Annotated in this window: 19 protein-coding genes and 1 pseudogene; 14 read left to right on the top strand and 6 right to left on the bottom strand. The window is 70.3% G+C overall.

Annotated elements, in window-relative coordinates; all coding sequences use genetic code 11:
• Positions 1-24: 24 nt before the first annotated feature.
• From JOD52_RS10690 to JOD52_RS10680, 3 genes are read left to right on the top strand one after another with little or no spacing between them, the layout of a single operon-like run.
• Positions 25-2112 carry a glycosyltransferase gene (locus JOD52_RS10690; RefSeq protein WP_204409922.1) on the top strand — a complete coding sequence of 696 codons (2088 nt, stop codon included), beginning with the start codon at positions 25-27 and terminating at the stop codon, positions 2110-2112.
• Positions 2109-3035: an ABC transporter permease gene (locus tag JOD52_RS10685; RefSeq protein WP_204409921.1), complete on the top strand. Its 927-nt coding sequence runs from the start codon at positions 2109-2111 to the stop codon at positions 3033-3035. Before JOD52_RS10690 ends, JOD52_RS10685 begins: the two co-directional genes overlap by 4 nt.
• Positions 3036-3062: 27 nt before the next feature.
• The gene (locus JOD52_RS10680; protein ID WP_017823755.1) at positions 3063-3815 is read left to right on the top strand and encodes an ABC transporter ATP-binding protein; all 753 of its coding nucleotides are present in this window, start codon (positions 3063-3065) and stop codon (positions 3813-3815) included.
• A 99-nt stretch (positions 3816-3914) separates the two neighbouring features.
• On the opposite strand, the gene JOD52_RS10675 is transcribed toward JOD52_RS10680, so the two are convergent.
• On the bottom strand, positions 3915-4220 hold the full coding sequence (locus JOD52_RS10675; protein WP_204409919.1) for a hypothetical protein: 306 nt from the start codon (positions 4218-4220) through the stop codon (positions 3915-3917).
• Positions 4221-4334: 114 nt separating this feature from the next.
• Between JOD52_RS10675 and JOD52_RS10670 the strand changes: the two genes are divergently transcribed.
• From JOD52_RS10670 to JOD52_RS10650, 5 genes and pseudogenes are all read left to right on the top strand, one after another.
• Entirely contained in the window at positions 4335-4550 is a 216-nt protein-coding gene (locus JOD52_RS10670; protein WP_204411833.1) for a hypothetical protein, read from the top strand.
• A gap of 101 nt (positions 4551-4651) precedes the next feature.
• Entirely contained in the window at positions 4652-6214 is a 1563-nt protein-coding gene (istA, locus tag JOD52_RS10665; protein ID WP_204408388.1) for an IS21 family transposase, read from the top strand.
• Positions 6211-6957: an ATP-binding protein gene (locus tag JOD52_RS10660; protein ID WP_338124028.1), complete on the top strand. Its 747-nt coding sequence runs from the start codon at positions 6211-6213 to the stop codon at positions 6955-6957. Before istA (JOD52_RS10665) ends, JOD52_RS10660 begins: the two co-directional genes overlap by 4 nt.
• A 112-nt stretch (positions 6958-7069) precedes the next feature.
• Positions 7070-8482, top strand: a pseudogene (gene istA / locus JOD52_RS10655) (IS21 family transposase); the annotation flags it as partial.
• A complete protein-coding gene (locus tag JOD52_RS10650) occupies positions 8479-9225 on the top strand; it encodes an ATP-binding protein (protein WP_338124028.1) in 747 nt (248 codons plus the stop codon). The pseudogene istA (JOD52_RS10655) and the gene JOD52_RS10650, both read left to right, overlap by 4 nt.
• A gap of 100 nt (positions 9226-9325) precedes the next feature.
• On the opposite strand, the gene JOD52_RS10645 is transcribed toward JOD52_RS10650, so the two are convergent.
• Together JOD52_RS10645 and JOD52_RS10640 are read right to left on the bottom strand one after the other, a co-directional pair.
• A complete protein-coding gene (locus JOD52_RS10645) occupies positions 9326-9796 on the bottom strand; it encodes a TIGR03089 family protein (RefSeq protein ID WP_204409917.1) in 471 nt (156 codons plus the stop codon).
• On the bottom strand, positions 9793-10935 hold the full coding sequence (locus tag JOD52_RS10640) for a coenzyme F420-0:L-glutamate ligase (RefSeq protein WP_204409915.1): 1143 nt from the start codon (positions 10933-10935) through the stop codon (positions 9793-9795). Before JOD52_RS10640 ends, JOD52_RS10645 begins: the two co-directional genes overlap by 4 nt.
• Positions 10936-11067: 132 nt before the next feature.
• Here JOD52_RS10640 and JOD52_RS10635 point away from each other — a divergent pair, with 132 nt between their 5' ends.
• From JOD52_RS10635 to JOD52_RS10625, 3 genes are all read left to right on the top strand, one after another.
• Positions 11068-11364 (top strand): WhiB family transcriptional regulator, encoded by a 297-nt coding sequence (locus JOD52_RS10635; protein WP_017823752.1) that lies wholly within the window; start codon positions 11068-11070, stop codon positions 11362-11364.
• Between the two features lie 62 nt (positions 11365-11426).
• Positions 11427-14810 (top strand): glycosyltransferase family 2 protein, encoded by a 3384-nt coding sequence (locus JOD52_RS10630; protein WP_204409914.1) that lies wholly within the window; start codon positions 11427-11429, stop codon positions 14808-14810.
• Complete coding sequence (locus tag JOD52_RS10625) at positions 14803-16434, top strand: DUF5719 family protein (RefSeq protein WP_204409912.1); 1632 nt, start codon at positions 14803-14805, stop codon at positions 16432-16434. Before JOD52_RS10630 ends, JOD52_RS10625 begins: the two co-directional genes overlap by 8 nt.
• Before the next feature lie 7 nt (positions 16435-16441).
• Here JOD52_RS10625 and JOD52_RS10620 read toward each other — a convergent pair whose 3' ends face one another.
• Entirely contained in the window at positions 16442-16894 is a 453-nt protein-coding gene (locus JOD52_RS10620) for a metallopeptidase family protein (RefSeq protein ID WP_017823749.1), read from the bottom strand.
• An 88-nt stretch (positions 16895-16982) separates the two neighbouring features.
• Here JOD52_RS10620 and JOD52_RS10615 point away from each other — a divergent pair, with 88 nt between their 5' ends.
• Both JOD52_RS10615 and JOD52_RS10610 read left to right on the top strand, forming a co-directional pair.
• Positions 16983-17378 (top strand): DUF3499 domain-containing protein, encoded by a 396-nt coding sequence (locus JOD52_RS10615; protein WP_083871768.1) that lies wholly within the window; start codon positions 16983-16985, stop codon positions 17376-17378.
• Complete coding sequence (locus JOD52_RS10610) at positions 17371-19065, top strand: phosphomannomutase/phosphoglucomutase (protein ID WP_204409910.1); 1695 nt, start codon at positions 17371-17373, stop codon at positions 19063-19065. Before JOD52_RS10615 ends, JOD52_RS10610 begins: the two co-directional genes overlap by 8 nt.
• A gap of 12 nt (positions 19066-19077) precedes the next feature.
• On the opposite strand, the gene JOD52_RS10605 is transcribed toward JOD52_RS10610, so the two are convergent.
• Entirely contained in the window at positions 19078-19938 is an 861-nt protein-coding gene (locus JOD52_RS10605; protein WP_204409908.1) for an RDD family protein, read from the bottom strand.
• A gap of 117 nt (positions 19939-20055) precedes the next feature.
• Between JOD52_RS10605 and JOD52_RS10600 the strand changes: the two genes are divergently transcribed.
• Positions 20056-21051 carry a stage II sporulation protein M gene (locus tag JOD52_RS10600; protein WP_204409907.1) on the top strand — a complete coding sequence of 332 codons (996 nt, stop codon included), beginning with the start codon at positions 20056-20058 and terminating at the stop codon, positions 21049-21051.
• 77 nt (positions 21052-21128) lie between these two features.
• Here JOD52_RS10600 and JOD52_RS10595 read toward each other — a convergent pair whose 3' ends face one another.
• Positions 21129-22427, bottom strand: a complete 1299-nt coding sequence (locus JOD52_RS10595) for a DUF58 domain-containing protein (RefSeq protein ID WP_204409905.1) — start codon at positions 22425-22427, stop codon at positions 21129-21131.
• Between the last annotated feature and the right edge of the window lie 10 nt (positions 22428-22437).

The raw sequence follows: 22437 nt of genomic DNA, 5'->3' as shown, positions 1-22437 counted from the left end.
TCCGGACCCTCTCCGAGGAGCAACATGAGCACCCCTGCCGCCGATACCGCCGCCCCCGAGACCGGGGAGCACACGCTGCCCGCACAGCGCGTGCTGCAGCGGCTGATCCTCCCGCTGGAGGCGTCCCCGGACATCGTGCCGCTGTACATCGAGCGTGAGGACGCCCGATCGGGTGCCACCGGCGGCAGCTTCGGGCTGGGCAGCGCCAGCAGCAGGAAGAAGAAGTCCGATGAGACGGCCGCCCCCCGGGTCGAGGCGCAGGTCGACGTGAGTGAGCTGAACCAGCGCCATGCCGTCACCGTGCCGGCACGGACCATGCGCTCCTTCGGCACCTACTTCAACGCCTTCCCCGCGGGCTACTGGCGGCGCTGGACCCCCGTGCGGAAGATCCGCCTGGTGGTGCGAACCTCCGGGGCGGGGCAGATCGTCGTCAACCGTTCCAGCGCCCGCGGAACCATCCAGCGGCACGAGTCCCGCACGGTGGACAACGCTGGTGAGCAGGTGTTCGAGCTGCCGCTGACCGCATTCGGCGACGGTGGCTGGTACTGGTTCGACGCCTACGCCGGTGATGGTGACCTGACCATCCTCGGGGCGGAGTGGACCGCGGACGCGGAGCTCGCCCGCACCGAGGGGTCCTTCGCGATCTCCATGACCACCATGAACAAGGTGGAGTACTGCCTGGACAACATCCGCACCCTCGCCGAGGACCCCGAGCTGCGCTCGATGCTCGACGTGATGTACGTGATCGACCAGGGCTCGGACCGCCTGCGCGACCACCCCGCCCAGCTGGACCCCCTGCAGGAGCAGATGGGCGACCAGCTGCACATCATCGAGCAGGGCAACATCGGGGGCTCCGGCGGCTTCTCCCGCGGCATGTACGAAGCCGCCACCTCCGGCAGCGCCACCTACGTGGTCAACTGCGACGACGACATCGTGATCGAACCCGAGTCGCTGATCCGCCTGCGAACCTTCGCAGACTTCGCCACCAAGCCCACCATCGTGGGCGCCCACATGTTCGACCTCAACAACCGCTCGGTGCTGCACACCTTCGGCGAGGTCGTGGACCCCTGGAGGATCCAGCCCGCACTGGCCAGTGCCGACGCCGTGCTCGGGCACGACCTGGCCTCCGAGCCCCTGCGCTCCACCCCGTGGCTGCACCGCCGTGCCGACGTGGACTACAACGGCTGGTGGATGTGCCTGATCCCCACCGAGACGGTGCGGGCGATCGGACTGAGCCTGCCGGTGTTCATCAAGTGGGACGACGCCGAGTACGGGCTGCGCGCCAAGAAGGCCGGCTACCCGACGGTGTCCCTGCCCGGTGCCGGAGTGTGGCACATGAGCTGGACGGACAAGGACGACCTGGTGGGCTGGCAGGCCTACTTCCACGAGCGCAACCGCATCATCACCGCCCTGCTGCACTCCCCGTACTCCCGCGGCGGCCGCGTGGTCAAGGAGTCGCAGTTCATGGACGTGAAGCATCTGATCTCTATGCAGTACTACACCGAGGCCGGGCGCCTGCTGGCCCAGCACGACGTGCTGGCCGGGCCCGATGCGCTGCACCCGGTCATCGGCACCAAGCTGCCGCAGATCCGGGAGATGGCGGGGGAGTACGACGATGCCGCCGCGAAGAAGGACCCTGATCTGTACCCGCCGATCCACGTGGACAAGCCGCCGCGCAAGGGGAAGCCCTTCACCCAGCCGCATCGGCTGATGCTGCCCGCGTGGACCGCGAAGACCCTGGTCAAGCAGCTGGTGGCCCCCACCAAGGAGAAGGCTGCCCAGCATCCCGAGGCAGCAATCGCCCACCAGGACGCCAAGTGGTGGCGCCTGGCGGCGTACGACAGCGCCCTGGTCTCCAACGCCGAGGGAACCCAGGTCTCCTGGTACAAGCGCAGCCCCCAGCAGGTGAGGGACATGCTCGCCGATGCAGTCGCCACGCACGTCGAGCTGCACCGCCGCTGGCCCGAGCTGCAGCAGGAGTACCGGGAGGCCGCCGGCCGCATCACCTCCTTCGAGGAGTGGGAGCGCACCTTCGCCGCCAATCCTGCCCCGCGGCGGGAGGAGGACCGTGCCGAGAACGATCGGCCCGTCTCCGAGGGCCCCTCGGCGTGAACCAGGCCGTCGAACGGCCGGCCCCCCGCGTGCCCTCACGCGAGGAGCAGGCGCAGGGCTGGCGCGCCCCGGGCCAGGACGCCGGCTGGTTGAACCCCATCCACGAACGGTTCCTGCTGCGACTGCTGGTCAAGAAGGAGCTGCGGGTCCGCTACCGCGGCAGCGTGCTGGGCATGGTGTGGAGCTACGTCAAGCCCGCCGTGCAGTTCGTGGTGTTCTACATCGCCCTGGGAATCTTCCTGCAGCTCTCCCGCGACACCCCGGCCTACGCCGTGTACCTGTTCAGCGGCATCGTGGTGATCAACCTGTTCGGAGAGGTGTTCGGCAATGCCACCCGCTCGATCACCGGCAACGGTGCGCTGGTGGCGAAGATCTACCTGCCGAGCCAGCTGTTCCCCTGGGCCAGCATGATCGTGGCCCTGGTGCACTTCCTGCCGCAGCTGGTGGTGCTGATCGTGGGTGCTCTGCTGTTCGGTTGGCTTCCCTCGTTGACCTCGGCGATCGCCTTCGTGCTGGGCATGGTGATCCTGGTGGTGTTCACGATGGGGCTGGGCATGCTCACCGCTGCGCTCAACGCCGCCTTCCGCGACGTGGAGAACTTCGTGGACCTGATCGTCATGGTCGCCACCTGGCTGTCCCCGGTGCTGTACCGCATCTCGATGGTGGAGCAGGCGATCGGCGGCACCATCTGGTGGTGGCTATACCAGTTGAACCCGCTGACCATCGTGGTGGAGCTGTTCCACGTGGCCTTCTGGCGCTACGGACCGGACGTGGTCGAGGCCGTCCCCTCGGATCCCAGCCTGACCATGCCGGGAGAGCCCTACGGGCTGTGGTGGGCAGGCCTGCTAATCGCCGGCGCGACCTTCGCCCTCGGCACCATCGTGTTCGAGCGCTCCAAGCGTCGCTTCGCCCAGGAACTGTGAGGGAGCAGCGAGATGACCACACACCCCATGGGCGCCGGGACCGCCCCGGCCGATTCCGACCGCGAGATGATCCGCATCGAGAACGTCACCAAGCACTTCTCCCTGCGGCATGACCATTCCCTCAAGGAACTGGTGTTCTCCGCCCTGCAGAAGAAGAAGCTGGCCGACACCTTCCTGGCCCTGGACGACGTGGACCTCACGATCCGGGCGGGGGAGACGGTGGGCCTGATCGGCTTCAACGGCTCGGGCAAGTCCACCCTGCTGAAGACCATCTCGGGCGTGCTGTTCCCCGACCAGGGGCGGGTGCTGCTGCGGGGCCGAGTGGCGGGCCTGATCGAGGTGGGCGCCGGTTTCCACCCCGACCTCTCCGGTCGCGAGAACGTGTACCTCAACGGCGCGATCCTGGGGATGAGCCGCGAGCAGATCGACGCGAAATTCGACGACATCGTCGCCTTCAGCGAGATCGAGGAGTTCATCGACACCGACGTGAAGTACTACAGCTCGGGCATGTTCCTGCGCCTGGCCTTCGCGGTCGCCGTGCACACCGAGCCCGACATCTTCCTGGTCGACGAGATCCTCTCGGTGGGTGACGAACCGTTCCAGCGCAAGTGCCTGGCCCGCATCCGGGAGCTGCAGGAGGCCGGCCGCACCATGGTCGTCGTCTCGCACGAGCTGGACATGCTCTCCGAGCTGTGCAGCCGCATCGTGGTGCTGCGCAAGGGCGTGGTGGTGTTCGACGGGGACCCGGTCGAGGCCGTGCGGGTGCTCCGCGACAGCTGAGGAGTCCCGAGGTCGACCGGAACTGTCGTGCTCAGTACCGGCCGGGTGCCGGCGGACCGGTCCGCGTGCCCCAGAGCGGTCCCTTGCCCAGCGCGGTCCCTATGGGCGGGCCGTCACTTGCTCGTCGGCGACCTGGCGGGCACTCATGCTCCCAGCGGGCCCGACGATGCCGCCGCCGCTGAGCAGTGCAGCCAGTACGTGTGGCAGCTCCTCCAACCCATCCTGCTCGACCAGCAGCCTCACCGGTGCGTCGTCCGCCCGGTCGACGGTATCCGGCCGGTGGGCTGCCGCGCCGCCGGCTGCGGGCGCAGGCCCGGACCAGTGCGGCAGTGGCACGCTCAGATGGTCGGGGCTGGCTGAATATTCGCCTCGCTGGGGTCCGCTGATCGAGGGTTCGGGTGCCACGTCGCTGCCGTAGCGGTGGCGTCGTTCGGGACCACCAGTGGTGTCGTTGGGGCCGCTCTGTCTACGCTCCTTCCGCCGTGTGTATAGGGCACGCGGCGGAAGGAGCAATCTGGAATGGTACGGAAGATCAGGGCGAAGCTGGTGCTCCAGCTGCGCGCAGAAGGTCTGTCGGGGCGAGCGATTTCGTCCTCGCAGGGCATGTCCCGCAAGTCCGTGAGGGCGGTGTTCGAGGCCGCTGACGCTGCAGGGATCGGGTGGGGCGATATCGTTGAATATTCGCCTCGCTGGGGTCCGCTGATCGAGGGTTCGGGTGCCACGTCGCTGCCGTAGCGGTGGCGTCGTTCGGGACCACCAGTGGTGTCGTTGGGGCCGCTCTGTCTACGCTCCTTCCGCCGTGTGTATAGGGCACGCGGCGGAAGGAGCAATCTGGAATGGTACGGAAGATCAGGGCGAAGCTGGTGCTCCAGCTGCGCGCAGAAGGTCTGTCGGGGCGAGCGATTTCGTCCTCGCAGGGCATGTCCCGCAAGTCCGTGAGGGCGGTGTTCGAGGCCGCTGACGCTGCAGGGATCGGGTGGGGCGATATCGCGGACGTCGCCGATGAGCAGGTGTATGCCCGGTTGTTCCCGGGCCGGGGCGAGCACGAGAGCGTGTTCGCACAGCCGGACTGGGAACAGGTCCATCGAGAGATGGCCAGGGTCGGCGTGACGCTGAAGCTGTTGCACGGCGAGTACTTCGACGCGACCACGGCGGCTGGGGATCCGGCGATGGGGTATGACCGGTTTTGCCGCACCTACCAGCACCACGTCATGGTCACCGGTGCCGCTTCGAGAGTCGGTCACAAGGCCGGCCAGAGCGTGGAGGTCGACTGGTCCGGCCCCACGATGGAGCTGGCCGATCCGGTCACCGGCGAGGTCTCGAAGGTGTTCTTGTTCGTTGCCTGCCTGCCTTTTTCTCGTTACGCGTTCTGCTTCCCGGCGCTGGATATGCGCCAGGAGTCCTGGCTGCGAGCGCACGTAGCGATGTTCGAGGCGCTGGGCGGGACGGTCCCGAGGATCGTTCCGGACAACCTCAAGACCGGTGTGGTGAAGCACCCCCGCGAGGGCGAGATCGTCCTGAACGATGCGTATCGCGAGATGGCAGCGCATTACTCGGCGGCGGTGCTCCCGGGGAGGGTGCGGAAACCGAAAGACAAGGCGAGCGTGGAGAACACCGTCGCGCACGTCGCGACCTGGGTCATCGCCGGGCTGCGGGATCAGCGATTCACGTCCCTGCCCGAACTTGCAGCCGCCATCGGGCAGCGGATGGAGGCCTATAACGCGGAGCCGTTCCAGAAGCGGCCCGGATCCCGCGCCAGCGTGTTCGACGCGGAGGAGCGGCCGCTGCTGACGCCGCTGCCGGCGGTGCCCTACGAGATCTCGACATGGCACTACGGACGACGAGTGGGCAGGAACGGGCACGTCACGTTCGCGCGGAACTTCTACTCCGCGCCGTTCGCGCACATCGGCGCGAAGGTCGATCTGCGCATCACGGCCCGGACGCTGGAGATCTATCAGGGCAGCCAGCGACTGACCAGTCACCTGCTGCTCCCGGAGACCGCGAGCAATGAGTACCGCACCAACGACGCGGACCTACCTGCGGGCGAGCGTTTCCAGGCCTGGGACGCGCAGAGGGTGCGGGCGTGGGCAGATCGGGTCGGGCCGGCCACGGTGATCGTGATCCAGCGGATCTTCGAGTCCGTGCCGATCGTGGAACAGGGCCTGGATCCCGCGTTGGCGGTGCTACGGCTCTCTCGCCGCTTCTCCGTAGATCGGGTCGAGGCGGCCTGCGCACTCGCGCTGACGGGACGGGTCCGTTCACCGCGCTATGCGCATCTGCACCCGATCTTGGCCACCGGGCAGGACAAGGTCGCCGCCCTGCGTCCACCCCGCGAGGAACCCGCGGAAGACGGCGGATACGTCCGTGGCGCCGACTACTACGCCGGAGGTGTCCGGTGAGCGTGATCGATAACGACACGAAGCGGAAGCTGCGCGAGATGGGCGCGACCGCGCTGCTGGACGCGATCGATGCCCAGGATGAGGCTCACGTGCTGGGGATGTCGTTCCAGGAACGGCTCCAGCTGATCGTGGACGAGGCGCATTCCATCTTCAATCATGGAAAGGTCGAGGGTCTGATCCGCCGGGCGGGGCTGCGTTATCCCGGAGCGGACCTGCGGCGGCTGGATCTGGTCGAGGAACGGGGACTGAACCGGAACGTGATCGCGCAACTGGCAACCTGCTCCTTCATCCAGCGGCAACAGAACGTGGTCTTCCAGGGCTTCACCGGCTCAGGGAAGTCCTACCTCGGCTGCGCGCTGGCGAAGCAGGCCTGCCAGCACCGGCTCCGAGCCCACTACATCCGAATGCCCGACCTCGAAGAGGCCTGGGCCCTGGCAAAGGACAAGCCGCAGGGCCAGACGAAGTTCCTGCGGAAGTACTCCACGTTCTCGCTGCTGGTGATCGACGAGTGGCTGCTGGACCATCCTGACGAGGGAATGCGTTCGATGCTGCTGGAACTGCTCGAGCGCCGCTATGACACCGGCTCGACCGTGTTCTGCACCCAGTACCCGAAGAAGGACTGGCACGCCCGGCTCGGTGGAGCAGTCCACGCCGATGCGATCATGGACCGCATCGTGCACAACACAATCTGGATCGACACCGGCGACAGGAACATGCGAGAACACACCGCACTGCCCCAGTGACCCGATGCCGGCGGGAGCCAGTGGTCCCCACCGCGGCGGCTACTGGCCCCCGTCGGCACGATCGGCGGTCCCCAAGAGCAAGATTCGGTGGCTCCCACGACTACGAATACTCATCGCGGACGTCGCCGATGAGCAGGTGTATGCCCGGTTGTTCCCGGGCCGGGGCGAGCACGAGAGCGTGTTCGCACAGCCGGACTGGGAACAGGTCCATCGAGAGATGGCCAGGGTCGGCGTGACGCTGAAGCTGTTGCACGGCGAGTACTTCGACGCGACCACGGCGGCTGGGGATCCGGCGATGGGGTATGACCGGTTTTGCCGCACCTACCAGCACCACGTCATGGTCACCGGTGCCGCTTCGAGAGTCGGTCACAAGGCCGGCCAGAGCGTGGAGGTCGACTGGTCCGGCCCCACGATGGAGCTGGCCGATCCGGTCACCGGCGAGGTCTCGAAGGTGTTCTTGTTCGTTGCCTGCCTGCCTTTTTCTCGTTACGCGTTCTGCTTCCCGGCGCTGGATATGCGCCAGGAGTCCTGGCTGCGAGCGCACGTAGCGATGTTCGAGGCGCTGGGCGGGACGGTCCCGAGGATCGTTCCGGACAACCTCAAGACCGGTGTGGTGAAGCACCCCCGCGAGGGCGAGATCGTCCTGAACGATGCGTATCGCGAGATGGCAGCGCATTACTCGGCGGCGGTGCTCCCGGGGAGGGTGCGGAAACCGAAAGACAAGGCGAGCGTGGAGAACACCGTCGCGCACGTCGCGACCTGGGTCATCGCCGGGCTGCGGGATCAGCGATTCACGTCCCTGCCCGAACTTGCAGCCGCCATCGGGCAGCGGATGGAGGCCTATAACGCGGAGCCGTTCCAGAAGCGGCCCGGATCCCGCGCCAGCGTGTTCGACGCGGAGGAGCGGCCGCTGCTGACGCCGCTGCCGGCGGTGCCCTACGAGATCTCGACATGGCACTACGGACGACGAGTGGGCAGGAACGGGCACGTCACGTTCGCGCGGAACTTCTACTCCGCGCCGTTCGCGCACATCGGCGCGAAGGTCGATCTGCGCATCACGGCCCGGACGCTGGAGATCTATCAGGGCAGCCAGCGACTGACCAGTCACCTGCTGCTCCCGGAGACCGCGAGCAATGAGTACCGCACCAACGACGCGGACCTACCTGCGGGCGAGCGTTTCCAGGCCTGGGACGCGCAGAGGGTGCGGGCGTGGGCAGATCGGGTCGGGCCGGCCACGGTGATCGTGATCCAGCGGATCTTCGAGTCCGTGCCGATCGTGGAACAGGGCCTGGATCCCGCGTTGGCGGTGCTACGGCTCTCTCGCCGCTTCTCCGTAGATCGGGTCGAGGCGGCCTGCGCACTCGCGCTGACGGGACGGGTCCGTTCACCGCGCTATGCGCATCTGCACCCGATCTTGGCCACCGGGCAGGACAAGGTCGCCGCCCTGCGTCCACCCCGCGAGGAACCCGCGGAAGACGGCGGATACGTCCGTGGCGCCGACTACTACGCCGGAGGTGTCCGGTGAGCGTGATCGATAACGACACGAAGCGGAAGCTGCGCGAGATGGGCGCGACCGCGCTGCTGGACGCGATCGATGCCCAGGATGAGGCTCACGTGCTGGGGATGTCGTTCCAGGAACGGCTCCAGCTGATCGTGGACGAGGCGCATTCCATCTTCAATCATGGAAAGGTCGAGGGTCTGATCCGCCGGGCGGGGCTGCGTTATCCCGGAGCGGACCTGCGGCGGCTGGATCTGGTCGAGGAACGGGGACTGAACCGGAACGTGATCGCGCAACTGGCAACCTGCTCCTTCATCCAGCGGCAACAGAACGTGGTCTTCCAGGGCTTCACCGGCTCAGGGAAGTCCTACCTCGGCTGCGCGCTGGCGAAGCAGGCCTGCCAGCACCGGCTCCGAGCCCACTACATCCGAATGCCCGACCTCGAAGAGGCCTGGGCCCTGGCAAAGGACAAGCCGCAGGGCCAGACGAAGTTCCTGCGGAAGTACTCCACGTTCTCGCTGCTGGTGATCGACGAGTGGCTGCTGGACCATCCTGACGAGGGAATGCGTTCGATGCTGCTGGAACTGCTCGAGCGCCGCTATGACACCGGCTCGACCGTGTTCTGCACCCAGTACCCGAAGAAGGACTGGCACGCCCGGCTCGGTGGAGCAGTCCACGCCGATGCGATCATGGACCGCATCGTGCACAACACAATCTGGATCGACACCGGCGACAGGAACATGCGAGAACACACCGCACTGCCCCAGTGACCCGATGCCGGCGGGAGCCAGTGGTCCCCACCGCGGCGGCTACTGGCCCCCGTCGGCACGATCGGCGGTCCCCAAGAGCAAGATTCGGTGGCTCCCACGACTACGAATACTCACTGGCCCGCACCTCCTGTGCCCAGTCGTGCACCAGGGGTGGGAGCGCGCCGGAGAATCGCGGGGCGAGGGAGACGGCATCGACCGCGAGCACCTCGTCCGCGTTCTCGACGGGGCTGTCATCGGGACGGTCGGTGATCAGCAGGTCAGGCATCGCCTGATCCCGGTGGGGGATGAAGGCGGTGCTGCGGGTCTCCTCCGCGGCGGTGATCCCACCGCCCAGCGACCACACGGCCAGGGCCAGCACCAGGCGCTTCCAGTGCGGCGGCACATCCATCACCACGGCTGCGCCGGGGGTCAAGGCGATCTCGTCGTGAAGATGCCCCACGGACTTGATCACCCAGTTGGCCAGGACGTGCCCGGACAGCTCGATCCGGGAGGCTTCCCCGTACCAGGCGAGGGCCGGCCGGGGACCGGTGCGTTCGAGTGCGGCGAGCAGGTCGCGGGCGGTATCGGTCACGGGAGGTCCTCCTGGTCGGACTGGACGGGTGCCGTAGCGGCGTCGGGGCCCGGGTGACGGGGCGGTGCGGAGCCGGGGGAGCTGCCCGGCGCGACGATCCGCACCTCGATGGGCGGCAGGGGCGAGGCGATGGACTCGGCGCCGAGGGCGGTGAGGATTCGCTCGGCGAGGGCCCCCGCCTGGGCCCACTCCTGGGGGCCGGTACCGGCGGGCACCACCTCGACCAGGTCCGGGGCGATGAGGTGGGCGCGAGCGCCGGATGTGGTCGGTGCCGTCGATCGGTCATCGGGCCGGCGCGGGAGGGAGGCGATGGCGATGGCTCGCGCGATGCGCTCGGGGTCGGGCTCGGGGCTCATCCGGGCCACTGGTTCCTGGTTGATGGGCAGCCCCAGGGCCTGCCACACGGACTCCAGGCTGGGACGGCGGAACCAGTCGTCCTGGCCCGTACGGGAGAGGGCGGAGGCCGGCACCTGCTCCGCTTCCCCGATCACCAGGTGTCCCAGACCTCGCACCAGGGCCGCGGGGACCCGGGTGGACTTCCCCTTGACCAGGTCGGCAGCAGCAGCGATCTCATCGGCGAGGTTGCGCACCGTCGCTGCCATCGTCTTCCCGGAGCCGTCGGTGCTGCCCCGCAGGTCCTCCAGGGAGCGCAGGCCCGCGGCCCCCAGGGCGATGTCACCCACCCCCACCCGCCACACGCGCGAGGAGGTGTCGGTGAGCACCACCGCCAGCTGCAGTCCCAGCCGTTCCTGCAGCGCACGCTGCAGGAACGAGGCGCACGCATCCGGGTCCTCCGGCAGCAGCAGCGGTCCGGCAGGGGCGTTCGAGGAGTCCACCCCGGCCGCCGCCATCACCGGCCCCGAGGGGATCTGCGCGACGGTGGTCACCCTGTGGGTGTGCAGGCGGCGGGCGACGATGCGCACAGAGCTGCGTTCCACCGCCGCATCCCGGTCCTCCGGCGCGACCACCAGGCCCAGGGCCTTGGAGACGATCTTGGTGGACACGCACAGCACGTCGCCATCGCTGATCCCGGCCTCCATCAGGGCGGGGGCCAGGAGCTGGGCGAGGTCATCGCCCTCCCGCACCTCGCCGATTCCGGCGACGGGGATGACGTGGATCTCGCTGGTGGCCTCGATCATGGTCCCTCCCCGCTTGACGCCCACGAACTACACGGGTGTAGTTTAGGTGGGCAACAGACCGGAGCACACCGATGGCTCCGGGGCCGGGGATCGAGCACCGGCATCGCCGCGGCACAGGGAGGAGACGCACCGATGGACGAGGACGCCGTCATGGAGTCACAGCGTACCGAGCTGTCGCTGCTGGACTTCACTGTGGAGCAGGACGAGGCCGAGCTGTCGTGGCAGGAGCGTGCCCTGTGCGCGCAGACGGATCCGGAAGCGTTCTTCCCCGAGAAGGGGGGCTCCACCCGCGAGGCGAAGAAGGTGTGTGTCTCCTGCGAGGTCCGCGCGGAGTGCCTCGAGTATGCGCTGGAGAACGACGAGCGCTTCGGCATCTGGGGCGGCCTCTCCGAGCGTGAGCGTCGCAAGCTCAAGCGCCGCGCTGTCTGACGTGCTGCACCCCGTCGATACGCCTCGCCGTCTGACATCCTGAACGGGTGAGCCAACGCCAGGTGACTGCAGTCGTCCTGCTCAGCAGGTCGACCACGCTCGCATCCCTCGAGACCACCGCGCACGCCCTCGCTGAACAGACCCGCACCCCTGACCGCACAGTGGTCCTGGTGCCGACCGGCCTGCCTGCAGAGCTTCAGGAGGCCGCACGTCGCCTCGCTGATCGCTTCGGGGCCGACGGTGTGCGATCACTCTCCGACTCCATCGGACAGGCAGGGGCTGTGCGCGAGGCCCTCACCTGGATCGACCGTACGACGGACAGCACGGAGGGCAGCGCGCCCGCCCGGGACGAGGGCGGATCCCCCGGTCCCGGCGGGGCTGAGGGGACGGCTGGTCGCGCCGGAGGGCATGAGTCCACTGGTGGGCACGAGTCCACCGGCGGCCGCCGAGCCCGGAAGGTCGACCAGGCCGCCCTGGAGCGCTCCCGCACCCAGGATGCCGCGAACCTGTCCCATGTCCCGGAGCGGTTGCGCACCCCCCGTCGACGCACCGGTCGTCGCGCCGGCATGAGCAGCGGTGACGACTCCTGGCTGTGGTTCCTCACCGAGCAGACCGCGCCGGGTCGCGAGGCGCTGGCCGAACAGCTCGCCACCGTCACCGCCTCACCCACCACAGCCGTCGTCGGCCCCAAGCGCCTGCGGCTGCAGGAGGACGCCGCCGATTCCGACGAACCTGACGCTCGGACGGCGGACGATGCTGACGTTCTGGTGGACGTGGGCCTGACCCTCACCCACAGCGGTCGGATCGTGACCGGAGTGGAACCCGGGGAGATCGACCAGGGGCAGGCCGACTGGCGTCAGGACGTGCTCGCCGTGGGGCTCCCGGGGATGCTGATCCGCGAACGCACCCTGAGGGAAGCGGGCGGCCTGGACGCCGACCTGCCGGCGCCCTGGGCGGAGATCGACCTGTGCCACCGGGTATGGCGCGGTGGAGAGAGGGTGGCGGTGCAGTCCGCCGCCCGGGCCCTGGCCCCCACTCCCGACGCCTCACTGGCCCAGAGACTCCAGGACCGGCGCACCGGACAGGTACTGCTCCTGATCAAGCACCGGCCCGTTCTGCTCGCGATCCTGACGCTGCTCTTCACACCGGTGGCCACGCTGCTGCGGACGGCCGTAGCGGTAGCCGCCTCCCAGCCCCGGCGCATCCCCGGTGAACTGCGCGCCACGATCGAGATCCTGCGCCGAGCGCCCCGCGTGATGCGCCGGGGCGCCCAGGAGCGGCGACGCTCTCGTGTCCCGGGGCGCCGCCTCGCGCCCCTCTACCTCCCGCGTGGTGAGGGGGTGCGCCAGGGCCTCGAGGGCTTCCTCACCCACCTGTTCGCCGATGACGACCGCACTCGACGGGCGCGATTCACCTCGTGGGGGATCGCGGGTACCCGCCACGGCATCGATGACGCCGACTACGGCCGACACATCACATGGACGGTCGCCGTGGCCGTGCTGGCCACGGCACTGGGTATGGTCACGCTCCGGGGTCTGTTCGGGCGCGGTGAGCTGAGCGGCCCCGCGCTGATCCCGCTGCCGGGGTCCTGGGGAGCCCTGCGAGAGGCGGCCTGGTCCAGCTGGATCCCCGGTGGGCTGGGGGAGCGTGGCCCGGCGGACCCGTTGGTGCGCCTGCTCGGTCATCTCCCCGTGAACGGCTCGATGTTCGTCGAGGCGATCGTGTTCATCGCGGTGCCCGCCTCCGCACTGCTCGCCTGGTGGGCGGCCGGTGCGATCACCCGCGCCGTCGGGGCCCGCCTCGTGCTCGCCGTCACCTGGGCGGTGGCTCCACCGATGCTGGCCGCGCTCATCGACGGGGCCTGGCCACTGCTGCTGGTGCACATGCTGCTGCCGCTGGTCGCCCTGTGCATCGGCCGGGCCGTCGGCCTGCCGCACAAGGAGCGCTGGGCCAGTGTGCCCGCCGCAGCCGCCGCTGGGCTGCTGCTGCTGGTGATCGGTGCGGTCACACCCGCCCTCGTGCTCTTGGCCGCTGTGGCACTGGCGCTGATCGCGCCGTCGGTCCCGGGCCGGAGGCTGCGACTGCTGTGGGTGATGGTGCCAGCACTGGCCCTCCACGTGCCCTACCTGGCCGTGTACATCGGCGACCCACGACTGCTGCTGGGAGTGGGCGGGGTGCGCCCCCAGGCCCCCACCGCTGCGACGGGGGACCTGCTCGCGCTGTGGCCCACGGCGCCGGGGCTGCGCTCGACGCTCGAGACGCTGACAGGCCCGGGGTGGGCCCAGCTGCTGCTGATGCTTCCGCTGATCCCGGTACTGGTCGGCGCCGTGATCGCCCCGTTCCTGGCGGGCGACGCCGGCCGCGTGGGACGGTTCGCCGCACTGCTGGCCGCTGCGGCGACTGCCGCAGTGCTGCTGGGAGCACACACGATGACCGCCGTCGCGGGAGGCGCCCTCACCACCGCCCCGCTGCATGCCCTGCTCAGCGCGGTGCTGCTGGTCCTGTGCATCGGGGCCTCTGCCGTGTTCGACTCGCTGGCCCGCCGCGAAGGAGGAGTGTCCCGCACCCGCAGGGTCCTGACCTCCGGCACCGGGGCTGTCGTCGCCGCCATCTGCCTGGTCGCCGTGGCGGGATGGACGGTCGTCCTGCCCGGCTCACTGCGGATCGAGCGGGTCGAGGGGGGAGAGGTCCCCGCCGCCGCAGCGGATCAGGGGCGCACCGATGCCCGGGCCCGCGTCCTGGTGCTGCGCCCCGAGCAGGACGGTGCGGTGAGCGCCGACGTGGTGGTGCACGGCGAGGACTCGGTGATCCAGCACGCCGCGATCGCCTCGCTGCGCGATGTGGACCGGGTGCGAGCCGGCGAGGCGGTCGATGCCGACCCCGGCAGCGAGTCGCTGCGGCAGGCTGTCACCGGGATCCTCGCGCCGACCGGGGAAGCAGGGGCCGTGAACTCCTTGGCCCTCGCCTACGTGATCGTGCCGGGTGACCCGCAGGAGAGTGCTGGACTGGTGGAGACACTGGACGCCTCCACCGCCGTGGAGAAGGTCACCCAGAACTCCGGGGGCGGCATGTGGCGCGTGATCGACGCGACCGCCCGGGTCCGCATCGACGGGCCGGACACCTCCCAGGCCCTTCCCAGCGACGTGATCGGGGCGTCGGCCCCGATCGAGGCCGCGGACTCGACCCGCACGGTGGTGCTCTCGGAGAGGGCGGACTCCCAGTGGAGGGCGAGCGTGGGCGGGGAAGCCCTGGAGCCGGTGACGGTGGACGGCTGGGCCCAGGGGTTCACCGTTCCCCCCGGCAGCGAGGGCCGCCTGGAGATCGAGCGGGAGCAGCCGTGGCTGCCCCTGTGGCAGGCGATGCTGGCCACCGCGACCGCCCTGACCGTCCTGATAGCGATCCCCTGGCGCGGGCGCAGCCGTCTCGGGGAGGAGCCCCATGTCTGAGCCTGATCGTCCCGTCGATCCTGCGGGAGGCAGCGCCGCAGCCTCCCGTCATCCCGGGCGCCTGCGCCCCCTGCTGGCCCTCGCCTCGCTGCTGCCGCTGGCCCTGGGCGCAGGCGCTCTCGCGACGATCGACCCTCCCGCCCTGACCACCGTCGAGAGGGCCCTGACCAGTGCTGAGGCCGGCGGAGCGAGACTGTGGTGCCCCGGACCGCTGGATCCACCCCAGGAAGCACTCGGCGCCGGTTCGGACGCCGACCTCGCCGTCGTCCCCCCGTCACCTGCAGTGGACGTGCGCACTGTCGCCCTCGAGCCCACCTCATCGCTGCTGTTCGGCCGCATCAGCGGGTCCGAGACCAGGCTCGAGGAGGACGGGACGGTGCGCTCTCCCTCTGTCAACGCCTACGGCGAGGACGAGCAGCCGCTCGTTGTGCCCACCGTCTCCCGGGACCTCGGAGCCTCCGTGCACACCGTCTCCGGCGCGGAGGACACCCTGCAGGTCCAGGCCACCGGCTCCGAGGGCGGCCGCCCCGTCGCGGACTCGGTGCAGACCACCGTGACCACCCAGGGCGACTACCGGTCGCTGTCCATGAGCCGTTGCCTGCCGACCGCCACCTCGGCCTCGTTCCTGGGGGTCTCCACCCAGCGCGGATCCAGTTCGCAGCTGGTGCTGAGGAACCCCGGGGACCGCCCGGCCACAGCGGCCGTGCAGGTGTGGACCGCCGACGGCCCCGCCGCGATGGCGGGCCGCAGCCAGGTGGTGGTGGCGCCCCGCACCGAGCAGCGCATCCTGCTGGAGTCCATCGTCCCCGGCCACGACCAGGTGGGGGTGGCGGTCGAGGTGATCGGGGCCCCACTGGCGATGCACGTCCAGGCCACCCAGCGCGAGGGGCTCACCCCGGGCGGGGCCGAGATCCTGGGCCCGCTGGATGCAGCCTCCCGCGAGATCGTGGTGCCCGGCGTGAGGAACGACCAGTCGGCGCCCACACTGGTGCTAGCCAACTCGCAGGGCGAGGACACCACCGCGACCGTCACCGTCCTCGGCACCGCTGGTGCCCTGCCCGATGCCGGCCTCGAGGACATCGAGATCCCTGCCGGAGCCGTGGTGGCGATCCCCCTAGAGGGCCTGCCGCAGGGCGATCATGCGGTCAGGGTCGATGCGGCCGGGCCCGTGCACGCGGTCGTCCGCTCCGAGGTGACCGCCCCCGATCTGCCCGGCGACACCATCGGGAGCCCGGTGGACTTCGCCTTGGCGGCCCCGGCCCCGGCCCTTCGCACGCACGCCGTCGCTGCCCTGCCGGCCGGTGGCCCGGCAGGACACCTGTCCCTGATCGCCACGCAGGACACGCAGCTGACACTGGTGCCGATCGGCGCCGATGGCAGTGCCGCGGAGCCCCTCACGCTCGAGCTCTCCGAGGACGCCGTGCAGCTGGTGCCGGTCACAGAACTGCAGGTGGGGACCGCGGCCGCAGCGGGTGTCGCTCTGGTGCCGGAGGTCCCGGGGGTGCTGCACGCCAGCTGGGTGCAGCAGCAGTCCGACGGGGCCGAGGGACAGCTGCTGTCCGTCCTGCCGGTGCCGCTGGTGCCGGACACCGCGGAAGCGGTCCGGGTGCGCCTGGCGGAGTGACCGGGGGCTATTCCCCCCAGGCCTCCGGGTCCACGTCCTCCGCGGCGATCGCCAGCATCGACCCCACCTGCTCGGAGAGCACCTGACGCACCAGCAGCTCGAGCTCGGTCCCATTCGCGCAGCGCGTCTGGATCGGCAGCCGGTACAGGATCACCCGCGGAGGCTGCTCCCTGGTGGAGGGGTGCGTCCTGCCCAGCAGGACCGAGGCATCCTCCCAGGGAGCCGGATCCGCGGGGGGCACTTCCTCCACCACGACCCGCAGATGCTCCAGCCGCCGGGGGAACCGCTCGATCAGGGCGGCGGCCGCCTCGGTGACGGTGTCGTCGAAGCGCTCACGCCGGGTGCGGTGCCCGGGCAGGTGCGGCGGGATCAGGTCCCACCGTCGGCCCCGCCCACGGCGGTCGCGGCGCCGGGGACCCGGCCCGGGAGCCGACGTGGGGGTGAGACCGGTGGCGTCCATGCACGCACTCTAACCGTGAGGGAAGCCGCGCTGTCGTCCCGGGCGTGCCGCCTGCCGTGCCTGCCCCCACCTGCGTACACTCCTTCCTGTGCCTGCCCGTGAATGCTCCCGCACCGCCTGCTCCCAGCCCGCGGTGAGCACCCTCACCTTCGTGTACGAGGACTCCACCGCAGTGCTCGGCCCGCTCTCCCGCAGCAGCGAGCCCCACGCCTATGACCTGTGCCGCGACCACGCCACCCGTCTGACCGCCCCGCGCGGATGGGAACTGCTGCGCGTGGAGGGCGGTTCGGAGGCCACCGACGACCTCGTGGCCCTGGCCGATGCCGTGCGCCCCGGTCGCGCTGCGGACACCGCAGGCCCCTCCTCCCCCCGCAGCGCTCCGCAGCCCCAGCAGGCGGCGGCGCCCCGACGCACCGGTGGTGCAACGTCCCCGGACACGGCCCCCGGCCGCCATCTCCACGTCCTCAGGAGTCCCCATGACTGACCCCGCACCGGCAGATCTCTCCGCCATCGTCAAGGCATACGACGTGCGTGGTGACGCCACCACGCAGCTCACCCCTGACGTGGCCCACGCGCTCGGTGCGGCCTTCGCCGACTTCCTGCGCAGCTCCACCGATGGTGTGGACATGATCGTCGCGCACGACATGCGGGTGTCCTCCCCGGACCTGGCCCGCGCTTTCATCGACGGTGCCGTGCGCCGAGGGGCCACGGTGGCCGATGCCGGCCTGTCCTCCACCGACCAGCTGTACTGCGCCTCAGGACTGCACCGCGCCGCCGGCGGCATGATCACCGCGAGCCACAACCCCGCGAAGGACAACGGTCTGAAGCTGTGCCTGCCAGGCGCCCGGCCCATCAGCCGCGACACCGGCCTGGCCCAGATGCGGGCTACCGCTGAGGGGTACCTCGATGCCGGTCAGGTCCCGGAGGTGCCCGGCGGTACCTCCCAGGAGCTCGACACCCTGAGGGACTACGTCGACACCGTGCTGGGACTGGTCCCGATCAGCAGTGGCCGTCGGCTGCGCGTGGTGGTGGACGCCGCCAACGCGATGGGCGGCCACACCGTCCCAGCTGTGTTCGAACGACTCGACCAGATCGACCTGGTGCCCCTGCACTTCGAGCTGGACGGCACCTTCCCGAACCATCCCGCTGATCCGCTGAACCCCGAGAACCTCCATGACCTCCGCGCAGCAGTCCTGAAGGAAGGCGCTGATCTGGGCTTCGCCTTCGACGGCGACGCCGACCGCTGCGTGGTCCTTGACGAACGCGGGGCCCTGGTGCCGCCCTCGGCCATCACCGCGCTGATCGCCCAGCGCGAGATCGCCCGCGTCCGTGGGGCGGGGGAGGACCGGCCGGCGGTGGTCGCGAACCTGGTCTCCTCCCGGCATGTCGCCGAGACCATCGCAGCCTCAGGCGGAGAGCACGTGCGCTCGAAGGTGGGCCATTCGCTGATCAAGGCGCTGATGGCCGAGCACTCGGCGGTGTTCGGCGGGGAGCACTCCGCCCACTACTACTTCCGCGACTTCTTCCACGCCGACTCCGGCATGCTCGCCGCCCTCCACGTCCTGGCGGCCCTGGCAGAGACCGAGGGGTCGCTCTCGCAGCTGGTCGCCGCGCACGATCCCTACGCGTCCAGCGGGGAGATCAACTCACGGGTCGCCGATGCAGAGCTGGCACGGGAAGCAGTGCGCGCCCACATCGAGACGGTCCCGGGCACCACCAGCGACGAGCTGGACGGTCTGACCGTCGAGCACTGGGACCCTGCCGCTCCTGAGGAGGACCGCTGGTGGTTCTCCCTGCGCTCATCGAACACCGAACCGCTGCTGCGGCTGAACGTCGAGGCCGCCCAGCAGTTCACCATGGAACGGGTGCGGGACGAGATCCTCGACCTGATTCGCGACCAGGCCCCGGGGACCGGTGTGGGCGACGAGCCGGCGCACAGCACGCCGGCGACGCAGACCGAACCCTCCATCGCCCCCGCCGGGGCCAGCGGAGCAGACGTCCCCGGCTGGGTGCGCGAACGGCTCTGCTGCCCGGACTGCGCGGGATCCCTGCGTGACGTGGACGGTGGGCTGCAGTGCACCTCCTGCGCACGCACCCACGCCGTCGACGGCGGGATCCCGGTGCTGATCTCCGGCCGCACCGAGGCTCCGGGGGCCGATCAGCGCCCGTGACGGCTCACGCCGTCAGGCGGTGATGGAGGGGACGCGCACCTCAGCGGCGAGCTCCCGCTGAGCCGCCACAGCCTTCCGCAGTCTCAGCTCGTCCCGGCGGGACCTCTCGGAGACCACTGCCGCGAGGAACGCCTCCGGATCCGTCCCCGGAGGCGGGGCGGGTGCGACATGGGGGAGGGTGCGCTGCAGCAGGTCACGGGACAGCTGCTTGCGGGACGCGGGGTGGATCCGGTCCGCACGGGGCAGGAACGAGCGGATGTCCTGCGCCAGTGTCACCGGCAGGCGCCCCACATCGGCCCCCTCGGCCCACGAGCGGAGCTGCTCGGGCAGTTCCACCCGGTTTGGCTCCGGCGCGGCCATCCGCTCCTGGATCACCACCGTGCCCGCCAGCAGATCACCGATCCGGCGTGACTTGCGGTCCAGCACCGAACTGGTAAGCGCCAGCGCACCGGCCGTCGCCCAGATCTCCAGCATGGCCATCACGGCCCGCAGCACGCTCTGGCGCACGTGCACCGGCCCGCCGTCCTCCCTCACCACACGGGTGCCCATGACCAGGCGGCCCAGCGAGCGCCCCTGCAGCAGCATCTCGCACAGCACCGGGTAGCCAACGTAGGCGCTCACGCTCATCAGCAGGACCCCGGCAGCGAGGAACCCGTCGTCGAGGTTCAGTGCGGACATCGCCCACACGATTCCCACCGTGCCGCCCACCAGGATCCCCAGCTGTGCCACACCGTCGATCGCGGCGGACACCATGCGCACGGCGAAGGAGGCGGTGCGCAGGTCCAGCAGGACCGCCTCGCCGGTGATCAGGGACTCCCTGTCGTTCGCCGCCGGTACGGGAGCAGCGGCGGTGGTCGGCTGCGTCGTCGTCATGCACCCATCCTGGCAGGTGGTCGGGGCTGGGACGAGCGCCGACCGTCTGCTTCCGCCATGGCGGTGTTCGACTTTCGTCGGCAGTGGGGAAGGCCCGCCCCCGCCTACCCTGGAGGCGTGGACATCGACGCCTTCATCTCCGTGCATCGCCCCCAGTGGGATCGTCTGGCCGAGCTCACCCGCGCCCGCCGCCTCGATGCCGAGGGCATCGACGAGCTGCTGTCGCTGTACCGGATGACCGCGACCCACCTGTCCACGGTGCGCTCCACCAACCCCGATCCCGCGCTGACCGCGCGACTGTCGCTGCTGGTGCACCGGGCACGGCTGCGGATCACCGGTGCCCGCACCCCGCTGTGGAAGCACGCCCGCACCTTCTTCTGGGAGGACCTGCCGGCTGCCCTCTACCAGGCACGCTGGGCGGTTGCCCTGGCCGGGGCAATCCTGCTGGGCTCCGCGCTGATCTGCGGACTCTACTTCGGGCTGGACCCGGTGGCGCGCGGCATGGTGCTGCCCGAAACCGCCCAGCGCTCACTCGCCCAGCGCGAGTTCGTGGAGTACTACTTCCAGGGTGAGGCCTCGGGCTTCGCCGCCAACGTGTGGACCAACAACGCCTGGATCACCGTGCAGGCCGTGGTGCTGGGCGTGACCGGCTTCTGGCCGGTGTACATGCTGCTGCAGAACGGGCTGAACCTCGGCCTGATGGCCGGGGTGATGGGCGCCTACGGGGGGCTGGGCACCTTCTTCGTGTACATCCTCCCGCACGGCCTGCTGGAGCTGACCTGCGTGGTGGTCGGTGCCGGAGCGGGTCTGCGGACCTTCTGGGCGTGGGTGCGCCCCGGGGCCCTGCCACGGCTGTGGGCCCTGTCGCGGGCGGCCCGTTCACTGGTGACGGTGGCGATCGGGCTGGTCCCCGTGCTGCTGATCGCCGGTTTCATCGAGGCTTTCGTGACCCCCAGCGGACTGCATCCGGCACTGCGGATCGGGATCGGCGTCATCGCCTGGATCGCGTTCCTGGCCCTCATGCTGGGGCGCGGCCGACAGGTTCACCGGCGGGGCATCACCGGCGACCTCTCCGAGGAGCTGGTGGGCGACCACGTCGCCACCGCCGGGTGACCTCCCGGTCCACCCTCGCTCCTTCGGGGCCACCCCCGGCCCGTGAGCCGCTCCGCCGCGTGACGCCCGGAACCCTGCTACAGCCGCCCGGCGGCCTTCAACGCCAGGTAGGAGTCGGCCAGCGCCTGCGGTGCCTGGTCCGGTGGGGCATCGACCACGTGCGCGCCCACCCTCTTCAACGCACGGGCCACCCCGGCGCGGCCGATCCGCTCCTGCTCGGCGGCCGCCGCACGGTACACGGACTCCAGGTCGCCACGTCCTTTGGCGAGCGAATCCAGCGAGGGGTCGGACACCGACATCACCACCAGCGGATGGTCGCGGCCGATGCGTGCGGCCACCGGCAGCAGCCCGGTGTCCACCACCGAGGCGTCCACCGGGGTCACCAGCACCACCAGGGCCCCCTTGCGGGCGCGGTCGCGGATGGTGGCCGCGGCGAGCTCCCAGTCGGTCTCCACCAGCGCCGGATGCACAGCGGCCGTGGCCCGCACCATGTCGTGCAGCACGCGGGTGCGGGCGGAGCCCAGCACCGAGACGTGGGGGATGCGGTCGATGCACAGCAGGTCCACGCGGTCCCCGGCCTGGCCTGCGAGCGCTGTCAGCAGCAGGGCGGCATCGAAGGCGGCATCGAGACGGGGCGCGTCACCGAGCCTGCTGGCGGAGGTGCGGGAGGTGTCCACCACGATCAGCACATGGCGGTCACGTTCGGGGCGCCAGGTGCGCACCACCACGCTGCGGCGGCGCGCGGTGGCCCGCCAGTCGATGGAGCGCACGTCGTCGCCGTCCACGAAGTCCCGCAGGGAGTCGAACTCGGTCCCTTGGCCCCGCTGGTGGATCGCGGCCAGTCCTTCGATCTCCCGCAGTCGCCGCACCCGGGACGGCAGGTGCCGTCGGGAGCCGAAGGGGTGCAGGGCCAGCATCCGTCCCGGTGCATCGACGGCGGACGTGCGCCGTGCCAGGCCCAGCGGTCCTCTGGCGGCGACCAGCAGGGCCCGGGAGCTGTGCTCGCCGCGCCGGGTGGGACGGTACACCTGGGTCACGGCGCGCCGCTCCCGGGGCGGTACCCGCAGGACGGACCGCTGGTGGTCGAGCCCAGCGGTGGGGTTCCAGGCGTCACGGATCTCGAGGTCCGCAGGACGTTGCGTCGGGTTCGTCACCAGCAGACGGCCGCCCGCCTCGCCACCCAGACGCACCTGCCCCGGGGCGTCGCGATGCACCGTGAGCTGCCGCGGCGAGGGGGCGAGGAAGGCATCGCCCAGGACAACCAGCAGCCATGCCAGCAGCACCAGCAGCACCGTCCACCAGGCCGGCCACAGCACCAGTACCGGCAGGCCCAGCAGGGCCACCAGGGCGGCGCGCGGAGTGATCGAGATCCTCATGCCACGGCCT

The sequence above is a fragment of the Brachybacterium muris genome (genome assembly GCF_016907455.1).
Classification (GTDB): Bacteria; Actinomycetota; Actinomycetes; order Actinomycetales; family Dermabacteraceae; genus Brachybacterium; species Brachybacterium muris.
The sequence above is the reverse complement of the archived record's forward strand: the minus strand, read 5'-3'. Positions and strand labels throughout refer to the sequence as shown.